This window comes from Streptomyces sp. NPDC050610, from assembly GCF_040654875.1.
GTDB lineage: Bacteria > Actinomycetota > Actinomycetes > Streptomycetales > Streptomycetaceae > Streptomyces.
In genome coordinates this window covers 115687-131993 of the sequence record NZ_JBFAIV010000008.1, presented here as the reverse complement: position 1 = coordinate 131993, position 16307 = coordinate 115687, and the positions used below count along the sequence as shown (strand labels likewise).

Genomic DNA, 16307 nt, shown 5'->3' with positions numbered 1-16307 from the left:
GACCCCTCCCGCCCCAGCCAGGTTGGCCGAACTCGGACCGGCCCCCTGGACTTCGCCGGGCGCACCGCCCCCGGAACCCCCCGACCCCGCGCGAATTACGCGGCGGCCCCCAGACGGGCCGCCGGCACCTGGGGCTCCGCCGCCGTGCGGAGGAGCCCGGCATAGGCGTGGCGGAGGGCGATGAGGGATTCCTGGGCCTCGCGGTAGGCCATGGAGGCGGAGCCGCCGCGGTGGGCGAGGGTGCGTACGGGAGCGCAGTGGCGGTCCATGGCGGTGAGCCAGGCGCGCTGCGGGGCGGGCAGGTGGCGGCGGACCAGTTGGCGGCCGCCCTCGCCGAGCCGGCGGGCGCCCATGCCGAGTACGGCCTCGGCGGCCTGGAGCACGGGCGGCTCCAGGGCGCCCGGCAGCCCGGTGCCGGACCGGCCGACGGGGCCGTGGCCGCGGCCGTCGGCGGCGAGCGCGGTCAGTACGGCGCGCTGCTGCGGAGTGCTGGGGGCGAGTTCCAGGGTGCTCTGCTCGGCGTGCAGTTGGGCGCGGAGGGTGTGCTGGATGCGGGTGAGGCGGCGCAGCGCAGTGGCCGTGGCGGCCTGCGGGCCGTCCTCGGCGAGGGTGTCGGCGAGGCGGAACAGCCAGATGCCGTGCGCCTCCAGCCGGGTGGCGGCGAGCATCAGGTGGTCGAGGCGGCTGAGCCGCTGCTCGTCGGCCGACCAGCGGACGACCGGGACCAGTTCCTCGGTGCGGGCGAGCTGGTCGATGGGAATCTGGCGGCGCGGCTTGCGGGCCGGGCCCCAGTTGAGGAGGGCGAGTGTGGGCAGGGCCACGAAGTGCGGCCGGTCCAGGCGGTGCGCGACGGCCGCCCACAGGTCGAGGAAGGCCGCGTCGGCGTCCTGCCCGGAGGCGGGCGCGTCGGGGTCGAGGTGGGCCCAGCCGCAGGCCGCCGCGATGACCGCGACGCGCATCCCGGCGGCCTCGGCGTTGCGCGGCGACAGCCGGGAGACGCGGACCCGCAGGGCGGCCAGGTCCCCGTCGCGGGCGGCCCGTTCGACCAGTTCGCGGGCAGCGTCGCGGTCGGCCGCGGCGGCGGCCTCGGCGGCGAGCGCGTCCAGCCGCACCCAGGTGCCGATCATGGTGCGTACGGGCGTGCGCGGCGGCAGGAACCCGTGGAGGCGCGGGTCCTGCGGCGCGGTCTCGATCGCGGTCGTCATTGCGGCCATCCCTCTCGTACCAGCCATCCCTATCGTCCCACTCACCCCAAACGTCCGAGTGGCACCAGACGTTCCATCAACCGGTCGGCTCCGGCGGAGCCGGCTCCCTCACGGCCGGGTCGCCGCCAGGAGCCGCGCCACCTCTCCGTCGAGATCCAGGTGGCGGTGCTCCGTACCCGGCCGTACCAGCCGCTTCGTCGCGGCCGTCCAGTCGGCGAGGTCCGCCGCGCGCACCGCCAGCACGCAGCGCCCCTCGTCCGTGCTGAGCTGGATGTGCACCCGCGCGGGGCGCCCCCGGCGGTGGACCGGCCACACCGACACATCGCCCTCGCCGACCCGGCCCCGCGCGCCGCTCAGCAGCAGCTCGCGGGCGAAGAGCCAGCTCGCGACCGTCTCGCCCCGGCAGGAGAAGACGACGGCGACCTCGTACGGGCGGTCACTCCGGTAGCTGAAGCGGCCCAGGACCGGGACGGGCGGGCGGCCCGGCTCCTCGGGGCCGGGGAGGAGCTCCAGCAACAGAGTGCGGTTCGCTGTCGTGGCCACTGCGAGCAACCTTTCGTCGAGGAGAACCGGTCCACACCGCTCGTCAGCCGACGCGGCCGTACATGTTGGGGTTGTAGTAGGCGAACGACGAGATACGGACCGTCTTCCCCGGTCGGGGCGCCTCCAAGTACTGGCTGCCGCCCAGATAGATCGCCACGTGGTGGATGCCCGAGACCGTGCCGTCGCTCGACCAGAAGACGAGGTCGCCGCGGCGCAGTTCGCCGCGCGAGATCTTCTTGGACGCGCGGTACTGGTCGTCGGCGACGCGCGGCACGCTGATGCCGGCCCGGCGGTACGCCTGCTGCACGAGGCCGGAGCAGTCCCAGGCGTCCGGGCCGTTGCCGCCCCAGACGTAGGGGTCGCCGAGCTGCGCCATGGCGTACGAGATGGCGGCCTCCGTGCCGTGCCCGGAGGTGGACCCCGAACCGGAACCGCCGCGCGACCCGGAGCTGGAGTCGGAGCCCTGTGAGGACGAGCCGCCGGACTTCCCGGTACGGGCCTCGTAGCGGTCCTGGTGGCTCGTCCACCACCAGCTGCCGTTGCTCTGGTACCAGTACACGCGGTCCGTGGAGTCCCAGCCCGACCGGCCCCGGAACGTGGGGTTGCTGTTGTGGCCGGCCGTGGAGTGCCCCGCCGAGGAAGAAGAAGCCGACGAGGAGGAGGACGAGGACGACGACGAAGCCGACGAGCTGCCCGCGTACCGCTCGTATCTGTCCTGGTGGCTCGTCCACCACCAGCTGCCGCTCTTCTTGTACCAGTACACGCGGTCGGTGGAGTCCCAGCCGGCCTTGCCCCGGAACGTGGGGGTGGTGGAGTGACCGGCCGTGGAGCGCCCGGCGGAGGAGGAGGCCCCCGAAGAAGCCGAAGAGGCCGACGAACCGCCCGCGTGCGCCTTGTACTTGTCGTAGTGGCTCGTCCAGCGCCACCAGCCGGTGCCGTCCTTGTACCAGTACTTGGAACCGTCCCAGCCCGCGTGGCTCGGCGCCGGTTCGGCCGCGGCCGTGCCCGCTCCCGCGCCGACCAGGGCCGCGGCCCCCACCGCCGCGGCGATGGCGCCGCGCACCGTGCACCGCTGCGGGGTGCCGCCGTTGCGCCGTGCCGACTCGACCGCCGCGCCCGTGCAGAACGCGCACGCGCAGTCGGTCGGTATCTCCTCGCTGAATGCAGGTGTACGCACTCTTTCCCGCCTTTCTCCAGATGGCGCGGCCCGCGGCCGCCTCTTCGCGCGTCAGCTCGGTGCCGGGCTCAGTGCTTGGCGGCCGAGCTGCCGCGCGCCGTGTAGAAGGCGACGGTCAGATCCTTGACCAGCGCCTTGCGTTCGTAGTCGTCCAGTTCCACGAGCCCGCGCGCGGTCAGCCTGCTGACGGTGTCGTCCACCGCGTCCACCACCGAGGTCAGCACCGAGTCGCGGTGCTTGGCGTCGATGGCCGCGATCTGGCTGCGCTGCATCGCCGCCGCGACCTCCGGCGCGTACTCGATGCGCGTCGGCTGCGCCGAGAAGACCTGCACGCCGATGGAGCGGACCTGGTCGGAGAGGACCTGGGTCAGCGCGTCGCCGACGGCCTCCGCGTCGCGCAGCGTCGGCGCGTCGTCGTGGAAGGCGTCCGCCGGGAGCTGGGACAGGACGCGGGCCATGGCCGCCTCGACCTGCTCGCTCAGATAGCCGGCGTAGTCGTCGACCGCGAGCGTGGCCCGCGCCGTGTCGCGCACCCGCCACACCACCAGGACCACGACGCGCAGCGCGACGCCCTTGGCGTCCACGGCGACCATGGGCTCGCTGCGCCAGTGCCGCAGCCGCACGTCCACCCGGCGGCGCAGCACCAGCGGGCTGATCCACACCAGTCCGGTGCGCCGCACGCTCCCCCGGTACCGGCCGAAGAGCGACAGCACCCAGGCGCAGCCCACCCGGCCGCGGGTCAGTCCGCCGAAGGCCAGCAGCGCGACCACGCCGCCCGCCGCGACGGCCGCCCACTCCCAGGGCCGCACCTCCGTGCGCTCGCGGACCGGCAGCCGGACGGCCTTCAGGGCCGCTTCCGGCAGGACGCCCGCGCGCCACAGCAGCCAGCCGCAGCCGCCGAGGGCCAGCAGTCCGACGAAGATCGCCCACCAGCCGGAGAGCGCGGGGCCGGGCCGCTCGACGAGGTCGGCGTCGCCCTCGGGGGCCTCGCGGGTCTCGGACCGGGGCTCGGCCCGCCGCCGGTTGCGGCCGCCGGACGCGCCCGGCCCGCCGTCGGCGCGTACGTCCCGGCCGCCCCTGCCCGTACGGCCGCTGTGGTCCGTACGGGCGGTGTCGCGCGGGCCCGGGCGGCCCGCGGCGTCGGCGAGGGCGGTCGCCGCCGCGATGCCCGCGATGGCCGTCGCGGTGTCCTCTGTACGGGCGTTGTCCTCTGTACGAGCGGTGGCGTCCGTACGGGCAGTGTCCTCCGTACGAGCGGTGCCCTCCGTGCGGGCGGGCGCGGGCACCTGGGCGGCCGGGGGCGCGGACGCCGTGTCCGACGCGGCGTCGGGCGGGGGCGTCTTGGCGGAGCCGGACGCGGGCGTCCTCGCGGGGCCGGAGCGGCTGACCGGGGTCGGGTCGGCGAGGTCGGCCGGGTAGACGAACTCCTTGCCGGTGTCGGGGTCGATCAGCGGCACGAGGATGAGCGGCTGCTCGGTCGTGTCGTCCTCGGGCGTCCGCGCGCCCTCCCCCGCCGTCTCGCCGCCGGCCTCCTCGGGCTCGACGGCCGGGCCCCGGCCGCCCTCGATGACGGCCACTTGGGCCCCCGGCCGGTCGGCCTGGAACGGGCCGGGCGCCTCGCGTTCCTCGACGGGCGCGGGGCCGTGCCCGTGTCCGTCGCGGTCGTCGCGGAAGAGCATGTCCATGGGGATGCCCTCGCCGTGCCAGATGGCGCGCATCCGGGTGCCGGTGGACGGGCCGGTGCTCTGGCCTGCGTGCGGGCCGGTGCTCTGGCCTGCGTGCGGGCCGGCGTGCGGACCGGCGCTCAGGCCGGTGTTCGGCCCGGCGTGCGGGCCCCCGTGGTGTCCGCTGTGCGCGCCCGCGTGAGGTCCGCCGTGCGCGCTCCCCTGCGGCCCGGCGGCACCACCGTCCTCTCCCTGCCGGCCGTGCTGTTCGTGCTGCTCGTGCCGGTCACCCTGCTTGCGTGGCTTCGCCGCGCCCGCTGAGGGCCCCGGCTCCTTACTGTCCCTGCTGTCCTTCTTCATCTTCCGCTCCGTCATGCGAAGAGCCGCCGCCAGGTCTCGGGGCCGGGGTAGCCGTCGGCGTCGCGGCCGCCCCAGCCCTGCGCCCGCTGGAATGCCTCGACGTTCCGGCGGTCGCTCTCGCTCCACCGGGGGCCGGGGCCCTGTGAGTAGTGCTTGCCGTAGCCCTTTTTGACCAGCTGTTTGCCGAGCTGTGCGACATACGGGTTGGACTGGCCGGGGCGGAACTTGGCCGCGCCCGGATAGGCGGGGGCCCGGTTCCCGGCGTTTCCGCCCTGATTGCCGCCCTGATTGCCGCCCGAGTTGCCCGACCCCCCGGAGCCGCCGATGTTCTTGCCCTTGCCGTTCACCAGGTAGTCCCAGGTCGCCCGGCCGGGTATGCCGTCGGCGTCGCCGCCCGACCAGCCCTGCGCCTTCTGGAACGCCTGCGTCGCCCGGCGGTCCGCCTCCGACCAGCGCGGCCCCGGCCCCTCGGAGTAGAACTTTCCGCCGCCGCGCTGCACGAGCAGCTGGCCGAGCCGGGTCACGTGGGAGTTGTACGCGCCGGGGCCGAAGGAACCGGCGCCGGGAAAGGCGGCGGAGCCGCCGCTGTTTCCGCTGCCGCCGCCGACTACCCCGTTGTAGCGATAGGCGACATAGCGGCTGGAGTTGTTCCAGTAGGCATAGGGGGTGCTGCGCTTGAGCGTATGCGGGCGGGTCTGCTCGTACGCGATGTACCGGGTCTGCGCGGAATTCGCCCAGCCGCCGAAGACGGTGACGTGCGAACCCGCTCCGGGATTGGCCGCATTGTGGAAGAGGAGTATGTCGCCCGGCTGCAACTGGCTCTTCGATATCCGGGTGCCGAACTGCGACAGGCTGCCCGTCCACTGGTTGCTGCCGAGATTCCAGGCCATCGAGACGAATCCCGAGCAGTCCTGCCGATAGCCGTCGGACCAGTAGTGGCTCATGCTGTACGGAACCTGCTGATTCACCCAGTGCTGGGCGCGGTTCAGTATCGCGTCGCGGGTGGTGGTGCGGTTGGCCACGGCGAGCGCCATGACCGGGCCCCGGCCGCCGGCCGCCTCGCTGTCGGCGCCGTACAGCGCGCCGGTCCGGCCCTGCGGGGTGGCGTCGGCGGGCGCGTCCGGCGCCCCGCCGTTTCGTACGTCCGTGCTACTGACCTCGGACGGGGCGGGGCCGGCGGCTATCGCCGCGCCCGCGCCGCCGCCGAGCACCGTGCCCGCCGCCGCGACGAGGACGACGGCCCGGCGGGCGCCGTGCGCGGCCGGGTGGCCGCCGTCGCGGGCCGGCACCGCGTGCAGCAGGGCCCGGCGGCGCTGCACGCACCCCCCGCAAGCGCAATCGCCCGGGGGATCGAATTCCTCAAACACCGGCATCGACATACGAGTCCCCTCCAGGCCGTGAAGTTCCCGTCGCGCTGTGCACTCGGCACAGCTTCTCAACTACCCGGACAAACCGCATGTTGACGGAGCAACTGATGATCTTGCGCGACAGACATGATCTTCACAGAGCAAAACGGGAGGTTGTGCAGTCCAAAGTCCATAAACCAAAGGACTTTCGGCCCTTTACCGCGACGCTCTGTTCACTCCGCTGCCCATTCGGCGCCGGCCCGCTCCCGGATGGTCCGGAGCACCTCCGGAGATCCGGTAGAGTTTTCCCGTCAGCGCGCGCCGCTAGCTCAGTTGGTTAGAGCAGCTGACTCTTAATCAGCGGGTCCGGGGTTCGAGTCCCTGGCGGCGCACGTAGGACCGAGGCCCCCTCGCCATTGGCGAGGGGGCCTCGGTCTTTATCTCTGTTCACATCGGAGGCAGCGGTGCACAGTCGCGGGATGGCGAACGACATCCAGGAACGCATCAAGAAGCTGATCATCGACCAGCGGCTCCCCTCCGGCGCCCCGCTGCCCACCGAGACCGAGCTGATGGAGCTGCTCGGCGTGAGCCGCAACTCGGTGCGCGAGGCGCAGAAGGCCCTTCAGGCGATGGGGATCGTCGAGATCCGGCACGGCTTCGGCACCTATGTGGGACCCATGTCCATGGCCCCGATGGTCGAGGGCCTGATCTTCCGCACCGTCGCCGGGCACTACCGGGGCGAGGACGACCTGCTCCAGCTCCTCGAACTGCGCGAGGCCGTGGAGACCGGCCTGATAGCGCGGCTGGCGGGCCGGGTGCCGGCGGCCGATCTCGCCGAACTCGACGCGCTGGTGGCCCGGATGGAGGAGGAGGCCGCCGCCGGGACCGTACGGGCGGAGACCGACCGCGCCTTCCACGCGACCCTCCACCGCGGCCTGGACAACCCCTTGCTGAGCGAGGTCCTGGAGGCGTTCTGGGTCGCCTTCCACCGGGTGCGCACGGATCTGGCCGAGCCGCACGCGGACCCCGCGGTCACCTGCGCGCAGCACAGGGAGATCCTCGCGGCGGTGCGCTCGGGTGACGCCGTACGAGCGGAAGCGGCCATTCGTGACCACTTTGGCAACATCCGTACACGACTTGGTTCAGCGCACCGCTTTGCCCGGTAAACACCTCGTATCACCCTTGCGATCATGTGGCGGGGTCGGGGACCCTTGCCTGGCGTCATGGACCCCAGGGGTCCAATAGCGCTGCGCGCCAACCGAGTTGGGGAATCTCGGTGGATTCGCACAGGGGGGATTCCGGCGGCGGAAGGGGCCGCCGGGAGACGGTCGTCACGCGTCGTGCCCAGGTGGCGGCCGACACGGACGAGCCCGCGCGGTCGAGGGGGACCCACAGGGCTCGGCAACTGACACGCAGCCAGCATGCGTGCGGGGGGATGACTCATGACGTCGACGCCTACCGGCGCCCGGCACGATGACCAACATGCATACGACCCGTCCACGACGACCCGACTGCGCCTGCCGCGCCAGCACCAGGACCCGCACCACACCGGTTCCAACCGGCTCCCGGCGCTCCGCCGCCGGCCTCCGTCGCGCTACGACTACGAGCACTACAGCCGTCTCGCGGGGCCGCTGACCAAGCCCGACCCGGGCCGCCCGTACCGGGTCCGCTACCGCAGTCTGCTCGCGGACGAGCCGCACCGGATACGCGCGGCGCTGCTGCTCGGCGGCGCCCCCATCGTCTCGCTCGCCCTGCTGCTGTGGCTGATGCAGCCCGCGCACTGGACCGACCGGGACCACGCGACCACGTCCATGAAGGTCCTCGACACCGTGATGCTGGTGTCGATCGGGCTGATCGAGCTGTTCCGCACCATGAACGTCACCTCCAACGCGCACGCGACGCTGGTGGCCCGCGACCCGATCCCGGTGGTGCCCGAGACCGGCACCAAGGTCGCCTTCCTCACCTCGTTCGTGCCCGGCAAGGAGCCGATCGAGATGGTGACGAAGACCCTGGAGGCTGCCGTACTCCTGCGCCACCGGGGGCTGTTGCACGTATGGCTGCTCGACGAGGGCGACGACCCCGAGGTCAAGGAGGTCTGCCGGCGGCTCGGCGTGCACCATTTCTCCCGCAAGGGCGTCGAGAAGTGGAACCGGCCCAAGGGCCCGCACCGCGCGAAGACCAAGCACGGCAACTACAACGCCTGGCTCGACGCGCACGGCGACGACTACGACTTCTTCGCCTCCGTCGACACCGACCACGTGCCGCTGCCGAACTTCCTGGAGCGGATGCTGGGCTACTTCCGCGACCCCGACATCGCCTTCGTCGTCGGGCCGCAGGTCTACGGCAACTACGAGGCGGCCGTCACGAAGGCCGCCGAGAGCCAGCAGTTCCTCTTCCACGCCCTGATCCAGCGGGCGGGCAACCGCTACGGCGCGCCCATGTTCGTCGGCACCAACAACGCCGTGCGCATCAGCGCCCTCAAGGGCATCGGCGGCCTCTACGACTCGATCACCGAGGACATGGCCACCGGCTTCGAGCTGCACCGGCACCGCAACCCGGGCACCGGCCGCAAGTGGCGCTCGGTCTACACGCCGGACGTGCTCGCCGTCGGCGAGGGGCCGAACGCGTGGACGGACTTCTTCACCCAGCAGCTGCGCTGGTCGCGCGGCACGTACGAGACGATCCTCAAGCAGTTCTGGAAGGGCCCGTTCACCCTGTCGCCCGGCAAGCTGCTCAACTACACGCTGATGGTCATCTACTACCCGATGACGGCCGTCAACTGGATTCTGGGCGGCCTCAGTTGCGCACTCTTCCTGGGGATGGGCGCCTCGGGCATCCAGATCAACTCCGAGGTCTGGATGATGCTCTACAGCGACGCCGCCGCCCTCCAGATCGGGCTCTACATCTGGAACCGCCGCCACAACGTCTCGCCCCACGAGCCCGAGGGCTCGGGCGGCCTGGCCGGCATGGTGATGTCGGCGCTCTCCGCGCCGATCTACGCCCGTTCGCTGATGGACGCGGTGCTGCGGCGCAAGAGCACGTTCGTGGTGACCCCCAAGGGCGACTCGGCCAGCCCCGACACGCTCTTCGGCACCTTCCGGGTACACCTCTTCTTCGTGCTGGTCTTCGGCGGCTCCCTGGTGGCCTCGTTCCTGCTCGGCCATACGCACGTGGCGATGCGGACCTGGGCCACGCTGGCGCTGCTGATCACGGTGGCGCCGATCCTGGCCTGGGCGTGGACGCTGCGCAAGGGCAAGGGCAAGAGCGGGGGCAGGCGCAAGCGGCCCGGCCGCGGCGACCCGCAGAACGAGACCGCCCAGCTCGCCCTTGGGGGTGCCGACCGGTGAAGTACCGTCCGAGCCGCCGCACCCGCCGGATAGCCATCGGCGGGGCGGCGGTCCTCGTGCTGGCCGGGCTGAACGGGCCGGCGATCTGGGGTTTCGCCTCCGAGAAGTACCACGACTACAAGATCAACCAGCCGGAGTACAAGGCGGCGAACGGCCACTGGAACGTGGTCGACGTGCCGAAGGAATACAAGATCAACACCATTCACGCGGCCCTGCTGCACACCGGCAAGGTGCTGCTCGTCGCGGGCTCCGGCAACAACGCGGCCAACTTCAAGGCCAAGTCCTTCCGCACGGTCCTGTGGGACCCCGAGAAGAACACCTTCAAGAACATCCCGACCCCGAAGGACCTCTTCTGCGCCGGCCACACCCAGCTCCCGGACGGCAAGCTGCTGGTCGCGGGCGGCACCCAGCGCTACGAGAAGCTGGGCGGCGACGTCACCCGCGCCGGCGGCCTGATGATCGTCCACAACGAGGACCCGGACAAGCCGAAGACCTTCCCGGCGGGCACGGTCTTCACGGGCAAGGCGACCGGCAAGTCCTTCGAGTCCAAGGACAACCTGCTGGTCCCCCGCGCGAAGAAGGCCACGGACCCGAAGACCGGCAAGGTCACCGTCACGGCCAGCACGGCGCGCGTCTATGTGGAGGCCCTGGAGAAAGGGCCCGAGCACGAGACCGGGCTCACGGACAACTACGCGATCAAGGGCCTGACCGGCGCGGACGCCCGTAACCTCTACGGCATCGCCAACAAGCTGTCCTTCGACAAGAAGGACTTCCAGGGGATCAAGGACAGCTACGAGTTCGACCCGGTCTCCGAGCGCTACCTCACGGTCGACCCGATGAACGAGGCGCGCTGGTACCCGACGCTGACCACCCTCCAGGACGGGAAGGTGCTCTCGGTCTCCGGCCTCGACGAGATCGGCCAGGTCGTCCCGGGCAAGAACGAGATCTACGACCCGAAGACCAAGAAGTGGACGTACCTGCCCAAGCAGCGGTTCTTCCCGACCTACCCCGCGCTCTTCCTCACCGACCAGGGCAAGATCTTCTACACCGGCTCCAACGCCGGCTACGGACCGGCCGACCAGGGCCGCACCCCCGGCATCTGGGACCTCAAGTCCAACGCCTTCAAGGCCGTGCCCGGCATGAGCGACCCGGACGCGCTGGAGACCTCCATGTCGGTGCTGCTGCCGCCCGCCCAGGCCCAGCGGTACATGGTGCTCGGCGGCGGCGGGGTCGGCGAGGACGAGAAGTCGACCGCCAAGACCCGCATCGTGGACCTGCACGCGAAGGACCCGCGCTTCAAGGACGGCCCGGACCTGTACGCGAAGGCCCGCTACCCCAGCAGCGTGATCCTGCCCGACGACACCGTGCTGACCACCAACGGCTCCGGCGACTACCGGGGCCGCAGCGAGTCCAACGTCCTCAAGGCCGAGATCTACGACCCGAAGGCCAACGAGAAGCACTCCGTCGCCGACCCGCTGGTCGGCCGCAACTACCACTCGGGCGCGCTGCTGCTGCCCGACGGCCGGGTCATGACCTTCGGCTCCGACTCCCTCTACGGCGACAAGGACAACACCAAGCCCGGGAAGTTCCAGCAGCAGATCGACCTCTACACCCCGCCGTACCTCTACAACGACTCGCGCCCCGACCTGAAGGACACCGGCGGACGGCCGCCCACGGTGAAGCTCGGCGGCAAGGCCACCTTCAAAACCAGCCACGCGGCGACGGTCCGCAAGGCCCGCCTGATCCGGCCGGGCTCCTTCACGCACGTGACCAACATCGAGCAGCGCTCGATCGCCCTCGACTACACCAAGACCGCCGACAGCGTCACGGTCACCCTGCCCAAGGACCCCTCGCTGGTGCCGCCCGGCTGGTACATGCTCAACGTGGTCGACGACCAGGGCACGCCCTCGAAGGCGGTGTGGCTGAAGGTCCCGGAGGCCGCCGGTCCGTGAGGCGCGGCGCCCGGCCGGTGCGCCGCCGGCCGGGACGCGGCGGGGAACCCTTGAGAAGAGAGCGCCGGCCTGGCCGCCGGCGCTCTCCGCGTTGCCGCCGCCCTCGGCCGCGGCAGGGCTCGTACGGGCCGGCGGCACCGGGGTCCGTACGTACACAGGCCCCGCACAGTCGCCGCACAGGGGGTGCACGGTCGGGCCGCTCCCCGCGCATGACTAATCTCTCCTCGGCGGTTGCATCTTTACGCAACCTTGCGTGACGTCCCGAGTCTCTAGACGAACGGGCGGACTCGTGCCGTGTCACCAGGAGCCGGGTCCGCCGTTGGCGGCCGCTATGAGACCGACATTTGACTGAGGAGCATGGGGATGGGCGCAGGCAGAAGGGGTTCGTCCCGCGGGGCACGGCCCGAGGAGGGCCGCGGCCGGCGGGCGGAACTGATGATGCTGGCCCTGGCGGTGCTGCTGACGCTGTTCGGCTACGCGTCGGTGGGTCTGGCCACGGAGGGGAAGGTGCCGGCCGAGCTGCCCGCGTACGCCTTGGGGATGACGGCGATGGCCATGGGGGCGCACTGGGCGGTGCGAAGATTCGCGCCGTACGCCGATCCGCTGATCCTGCCGATCGCCGTCGTGCTGAGCGGCCTGGGGCTGGTCCTGATCCACCGGCTCGACCTCGCGTTCGCCCTCAGCTCCCCCAAGCGGGCGGTGACGGTGGCGCCGACCCAGCTGATGTGGGGCGCCATAGGCATCGCCGTCTGCGCCGCCGTGCTGATCTTCCTCAAGGACCACCGCCACCTCCAGCGGTACACCTACATCAGCATCACGGTCGCCCTGGTGATGCTGATCGCCCCGATGTTCTTCGGCGCGGACACGCTCGGCGCGAAGCGGTGGATCACGCTGGGGTCGCTGTCGTTCCAGCCCGGCGAGTTCGTCAGGATCGTCATAGCCGTGTTCTTCGCCGGCTATCTGACCCAGCACAAGGACGCCCTCGCGCTGGCCAGCCGGCGGGTGCTGGGCTTCTCGCTGCCGCGCGGGCGGCAGTTCGGCCCGATAGCCGCCGTGTGGTTGCTGAGCCTGATGGTGCTGATCTTCGAACGGGACCTCGGCACCTCGCTGATCTTCTTCGGGCTGTTCGTGATCATGCTGTACATCGCCACCGAGCGCACCAGCTGGGTGGTGACCGGCCTGCTGATGTTCGCCGTCGGCGCGACCGTGGTGGGCGCCATGGAACCGCACGTGCACGGCCGCATCTCGGCCTGGCTGCACCCCTTCGAGGCCCTCAAGGACCCCGGCGCCGGCTCCGACCAGCTCGCCAAGGCCCTGTTCGGCTTCGGCAGCGGCGGCATCCTGGGCACCGGGCTCGGCTCCGGCCGCCCCGACCTCATCGGGTTCGCCGCGCGCAGCGACTTCATCCTCACCAGCGTCGGCGAGGAGCTCGGCCTCGCGGGCATGACCGCGGTCTTCCTGCTGTACGCGCTGCTGGTGGAGCGCGGGCTGCGGGCCGCGCTGGACGCCCGCGACTCGTTCGGCAAGCTCCTCGCCGCGGGGCTCGCCAGCGCGCTGGCGCTCCAGGTCTTCGTGGTGTCCGGCGGCGTCACCGGGCTGATCCCGCTCACCGGCAAGGCCCTGCCCTTCCTCGCCCAGGGCGGCTCGTCCCAGGTCGCCAACTGGGTCCTCATCGCCCTGCTGTTGAAAATCAGCGACTCGGCGCGCAGACCGGCCCCGGAGCCGGCGGCGGAACTCGACGAGCAGTCGACGCAGCTGATACGGCGCTAAGGGCCGTCGCGAGACAGGGCACCGGGGAGCATTGCGCAACGCTTGGGGCCGTCGCGCGACGGGGCTTGAGGGCCGTCGCGCGACGGGCCGCCGAGGAGCCTCGGCCCGGACGGCGGCCCTCGCGCCCGGTCGGCTCAGTGCGCGTTGCGGGCCAGTTCGAGCGCGTACTTCTGCCACCACGTGCCCGCGCCGGGGCCGCCCTTGCAGGTGCCGTCGGATTCGCCGGGCCGTTTGATCCACAGATAGGCGTCCACGCGCGGGTCGCCGGTCTTGACGGTCGGCGGTTCGCCGAGGGCGCGCCCGGACGGGTTGCACCAGGTCTTCTCGTGGTCGGCGCCGGCGAGCGGGCCGTTGCCGTTGCGGCTGGTGTCGATGACGTAGTGCTTGCCGCCGAGCATCCCGGACAGCTTGTCGCCGTACTCCTTGTTCGCCTCGGTGGTCTGGAAGTTGGAGATGTTCAGGGCGAAGCCGTCGGCGGCGGCCATGCCCGCGCGCTTGAGCGGGTCGACCATGCGGTCCGGGGGCGTGACCCAGTTCGGGTTGCCCGCGTCCAGGTAGACCTTGGTGTTGGGCAGCGCCTTGACCTTGTCCACGGCCTCCTTGAGCAGCGCGAACCGCTCCTCGTGGAACTGCTCCGGGGTGCAGCCGTCCCCGATGTGCGGCAGCGCGTCCGGCTCCAGGACCACGGTGGCGCGGCGGTCCCCGATGCCGCGCAGCGCCTTGTCCAGCCAGGCCCGGTAGGCGTTGCCGTCGGCAGCGCCGCCCTGGGAGTACTGGCCGCAGTCGCGGTGCGGGATGTTGTAGAGGACGAGCAGCGCCTCGCGGCCGGCCTTCGCCGCGGCCTCGGTGAAGCCGCGGGTCTGGCCCTCCGGGTCGTCGATGCCGATCCACTCCGCGACGGGCTGGGCGGCGATCTTGTCGATCAGCGCGGCGTCGTTCTTCTTGCCGTCCGCGCGCAGCTTCGCCGCTTCCTTGGCGGCCGTGCTGTCCGGGTTGACCCAGTAGGGGGCCGTGGACTTCGGCCGCTGGGCGGGGCCTTCGCTCTTGTCGGGCTTGTCGGAGGCGGACGAGCAGGCGGCGATCAGCAGCAGCACCCCCGCCGCCGCCCCCGCCGTGCTGATTCCGGCTCGGTACCTGTGCCCGGTGCGACTGCCGTACATCCACTCCCCCTTGGCTGCACTCCTGGAATGGCCCAGGCCCTCAGCGGGACAAATCCGGTCCCGCCAATCCTGACACGGGGGCCCCGGCAGCCGACCCGTGTCGAGAAGCTGTTACGGCCATTGAGGGACCTGCTACGGGCGTCCGCCACCACCGGAAATGTTCGAACGCCGGCACGTCCGCGCTCTTCCGCGGGCCGCCCGACCGCCCGCGCGACGCCGCGTCCGCACCGTCAGCACTCCGTGTCCGCCGCGCAACTTGGCGTCAACTAGCCCTAGTGACGGAGGAGCTGACGTTCTAAAGTCGTCGCCGTGGCCCCGGCCCCCGGCCGCGCCGAACCTCCCGCGGTCGCGCCGGACCACTCCCGCAGTCCTGGCTCCCGCGGTCGAGGTCGGGCCGGGTCGGCGGCTCCGGGGGGAGCGGGCCACTGCCCCGGCCCGATAGGCGGCGGCACGCCCGACGCCCACCCGTTCGGCGCAGCGTTCCGGACGTTCCGGCGGGCCCCGGGTCAGGCGCCGGACGCGGGCGCGAGGCGCTCCCCGGTGAGGTAGGCGGAGACCACGACGTTGGCGGAGTAGGCGTGGCGGGTCCGGTCGTACGCGCCGCCGCAGGTGATGACGCGCAGCTCGGCGCGGTGCCCGGCGCGCGGCCCGTAGACCTTTCCGGCGTCGAAGTGGTGCTTCGCGAAGACGGAGACGTCCTCGACCGTGAACTCGGCGACGGAGCCGTCCGAGCGGGCCACCTCGATCAGCGCGCCCGGCTTGACGCCGCCGAGCCGGTGGAAGACGGCGGGCGCGGTCCTGGTGTCGAGGTGGCCGACGAGGACGGCCGCGCCCGCGCCGCCGGGCCGCGGTCCGCCGCGGTACCAGGCGACCTCGCCGGCCCGCTCGTACGGGGGCGGGTCCACCGCGCCGCGCGCGTCCAGTCCGCGGGCGACGACGGGGGCCCGTACGCCCAGCGACTCGATGGAGACGCGCCGCGGCCGGGCATCCGGCAGCGGGCCGTGCGCCGGGGGCAGCGGGTGACTCGCGGGGCGGCCGACGGCGGCCACGTCGCCGGTCGTCGGTGTCGCGCTGCCCCGCCCCTCGGTGATCTCCCGCCCCCACAGCCACAGGCCCAGCAGCAGCGCCGCCCAGACCACTCCGATCACCATGCGGCCGTAGCCGCTGCTGCGCGCGTGCTCCATCTTCCGCGGCCCCGTCCCGCTCAGCGGTCCGTCGGCGCGCCGCGGCGCCGGCGGCGGTGCAGGAACAGCCCGCCGAGCACCAGCGCGGCGCCGCCCGCGAGGACGAGTCCGTACGGCTCGGGGCCGCCCGTGTCCTCGATCCGGGGCGCGGTGCCGCCGCCGCCGGCCGGTACGGGCGCGACGGGCGAGGAGGCGGGGGCCGAGGAGCCCTCGGCCGTCACGGTGAGGTTCCCCTGGACCGTCTCCTCCTCACCGGCGCAGGCGACGGTGACGGCGTACTCGCCGACGCTGACCGAGGAGCGGATGGCGGCCTCGCCGAAGAGCCCGTCGGCGTCCTTCGCCAGCTTGACGTCGGCGACGAACGCCTCCGACTTGGCCACCGCCTTGTCGGCCCGGCAGCCGGAGACGCGCAGCGCGACCTCGCCGCCGGGGGCGCCGGTGAGCGGGTCGATCCGCACGGCGCCCGGCGTCTCGTCGCCCGCGTACGGATCGGCCTGGTCCTGGGCTTGGGCGCTGAGGGGGGAGACGGCGAGGGCGGCGACGGCGAACGCGCCGCAGAGCGAGAGGCGGACAGTGCCGCGGACAGAACCCATGGCGAA

The 16307-nt window shown here is 72.3% G+C and carries 12 protein-coding genes and 1 tRNA gene; 5 read left to right on the top strand and 8 right to left on the bottom strand.

Features of this window, described 5'->3' with window-relative positions; all coding sequences use genetic code 11:
* Positions 1-95: 95 nt before the first annotated feature.
* The 5 genes from AB0I22_RS12820 to AB0I22_RS12800 all read right to left on the bottom strand — a co-directional run bounded on the left by AB0I22_RS12820 (position 96) and on the right by AB0I22_RS12800 (position 6328).
* On the bottom strand, positions 96-1205 hold the full coding sequence (locus tag AB0I22_RS12820) for a hypothetical protein (protein WP_363130762.1): 1110 nt from the start codon (positions 1203-1205) through the stop codon (positions 96-98).
* A gap of 108 nt (positions 1206-1313) precedes the next feature.
* Positions 1314-1748 (bottom strand): SsgA family sporulation/cell division regulator, encoded by a 435-nt coding sequence (locus AB0I22_RS12815; protein ID WP_363130761.1) that lies wholly within the window; start codon positions 1746-1748, stop codon positions 1314-1316.
* 43 nt (positions 1749-1791) lie between these two features.
* Entirely contained in the window at positions 1792-2925 is a 1134-nt protein-coding gene (locus AB0I22_RS12810; RefSeq protein WP_363130760.1) for a C40 family peptidase, read from the bottom strand.
* A 68-nt stretch (positions 2926-2993) separates the two neighbouring features.
* Entirely contained in the window at positions 2994-4964 is a 1971-nt protein-coding gene (locus AB0I22_RS12805; protein ID WP_363130759.1) for an SPFH domain-containing protein, read from the bottom strand.
* Positions 4961-6328 (bottom strand): peptidoglycan-binding protein, encoded by a 1368-nt coding sequence (locus tag AB0I22_RS12800; protein ID WP_363130758.1) that lies wholly within the window; start codon positions 6326-6328, stop codon positions 4961-4963. Before AB0I22_RS12800 ends, AB0I22_RS12805 begins: the two co-directional genes overlap by 4 nt.
* A gap of 285 nt (positions 6329-6613) precedes the next feature.
* On the opposite strand from AB0I22_RS12800, the gene AB0I22_RS12795 reads away from it, so the two are divergent.
* The 5 genes from AB0I22_RS12795 (at position 6614) to AB0I22_RS12775 (ending at position 13364) form a co-directional block, all read left to right on the top strand.
* Positions 6614-6687 (top strand) — tRNA-Lys (locus tag AB0I22_RS12795).
* A gap of 87 nt (positions 6688-6774) precedes the next feature.
* Complete coding sequence (locus tag AB0I22_RS12790) at positions 6775-7461, top strand: FadR/GntR family transcriptional regulator (protein WP_363130757.1); 687 nt, start codon at positions 6775-6777, stop codon at positions 7459-7461.
* A gap of 276 nt (positions 7462-7737) precedes the next feature.
* Entirely contained in the window at positions 7738-9642 is a 1905-nt protein-coding gene (locus tag AB0I22_RS12785) for a cellulose synthase catalytic subunit (protein ID WP_363130756.1), read from the top strand.
* Complete coding sequence (locus tag AB0I22_RS12780; RefSeq protein WP_363130755.1) at positions 9639-11594, top strand: kelch motif-containing protein; 1956 nt, start codon at positions 9639-9641, stop codon at positions 11592-11594. The genes AB0I22_RS12785 and AB0I22_RS12780 overlap by 4 nt, the downstream gene beginning before the upstream one ends.
* Before the next feature lie 363 nt (positions 11595-11957).
* Positions 11958-13364, top strand: coding sequence for an FtsW/RodA/SpoVE family cell cycle protein (locus AB0I22_RS12775; RefSeq protein ID WP_363130754.1), 1407 nt, complete (start codon positions 11958-11960; stop codon positions 13362-13364).
* A gap of 134 nt (positions 13365-13498) precedes the next feature.
* Here AB0I22_RS12775 and AB0I22_RS12770 read toward each other — a convergent pair whose 3' ends face one another.
* The 3 genes from AB0I22_RS12770 to AB0I22_RS12760 all read right to left on the bottom strand — a co-directional run bounded on the left by AB0I22_RS12770 (position 13499) and on the right by AB0I22_RS12760 (position 16301).
* Complete coding sequence (locus AB0I22_RS12770; RefSeq protein WP_363130753.1) at positions 13499-14524, bottom strand: glycoside hydrolase family 6 protein; 1026 nt, start codon at positions 14522-14524, stop codon at positions 13499-13501.
* Between the two features lie 506 nt (positions 14525-15030).
* On the bottom strand, positions 15031-15708 hold the full coding sequence (locus tag AB0I22_RS12765) for a class F sortase (protein WP_363130752.1): 678 nt from the start codon (positions 15706-15708) through the stop codon (positions 15031-15033).
* A gap of 20 nt (positions 15709-15728) precedes the next feature.
* Entirely contained in the window at positions 15729-16301 is a 573-nt protein-coding gene (locus AB0I22_RS12760; protein WP_363130751.1) for an LPXTG cell wall anchor domain-containing protein, read from the bottom strand.
* Positions 16302-16307: the final 6 nt, after the last annotated feature.

What these genes read in the sequence shown, in the direction of transcription:
- AB0I22_RS12820 (WP_363130762.1), bottom strand. Translation starts at nt 1,205, where the DNA reads ATGACGACCGCGATCGAGACCGCGCCGCAGGACCCGCGCCTCCACGGG.
- AB0I22_RS12805 (WP_363130759.1), bottom strand. Translation starts at nt 4,964, where the DNA reads ATGACGGAGCGGAAGATGAAGAAGGACAGCAGGGACAGTAAGGAGCCG.
- AB0I22_RS12800 (WP_363130758.1), bottom strand. Translation starts at nt 6,328, where the DNA reads ATGTCGATGCCGGTGTTTGAGGAATTCGATCCCCCGGGCGATTGCGCT.
- AB0I22_RS12790 (WP_363130757.1), top strand. Translation starts at nt 6,775, where the DNA reads ATGGCGAACGACATCCAGGAACGCATCAAGAAGCTGATCATCGACCAG.
- AB0I22_RS12785 (WP_363130756.1), top strand. Translation starts at nt 7,738, where the DNA reads ATGACGTCGACGCCTACCGGCGCCCGGCACGATGACCAACATGCATAC.
- AB0I22_RS12775 (WP_363130754.1), top strand. Translation starts at nt 11,958, where the DNA reads ATGGGCGCAGGCAGAAGGGGTTCGTCCCGCGGGGCACGGCCCGAGGAG.
- AB0I22_RS12770 (WP_363130753.1), bottom strand. Translation starts at nt 14,524, where the DNA reads ATGTACGGCAGTCGCACCGGGCACAGGTACCGAGCCGGAATCAGCACG.
- AB0I22_RS12765 (WP_363130752.1), bottom strand. Translation starts at nt 15,708, where the DNA reads ATGGAGCACGCGCGCAGCAGCGGCTACGGCCGCATGGTGATCGGAGTG.
- AB0I22_RS12760 (WP_363130751.1), bottom strand. Translation starts at nt 16,301, where the DNA reads ATGGGTTCTGTCCGCGGCACTGTCCGCCTCTCGCTCTGCGGCGCGTTC.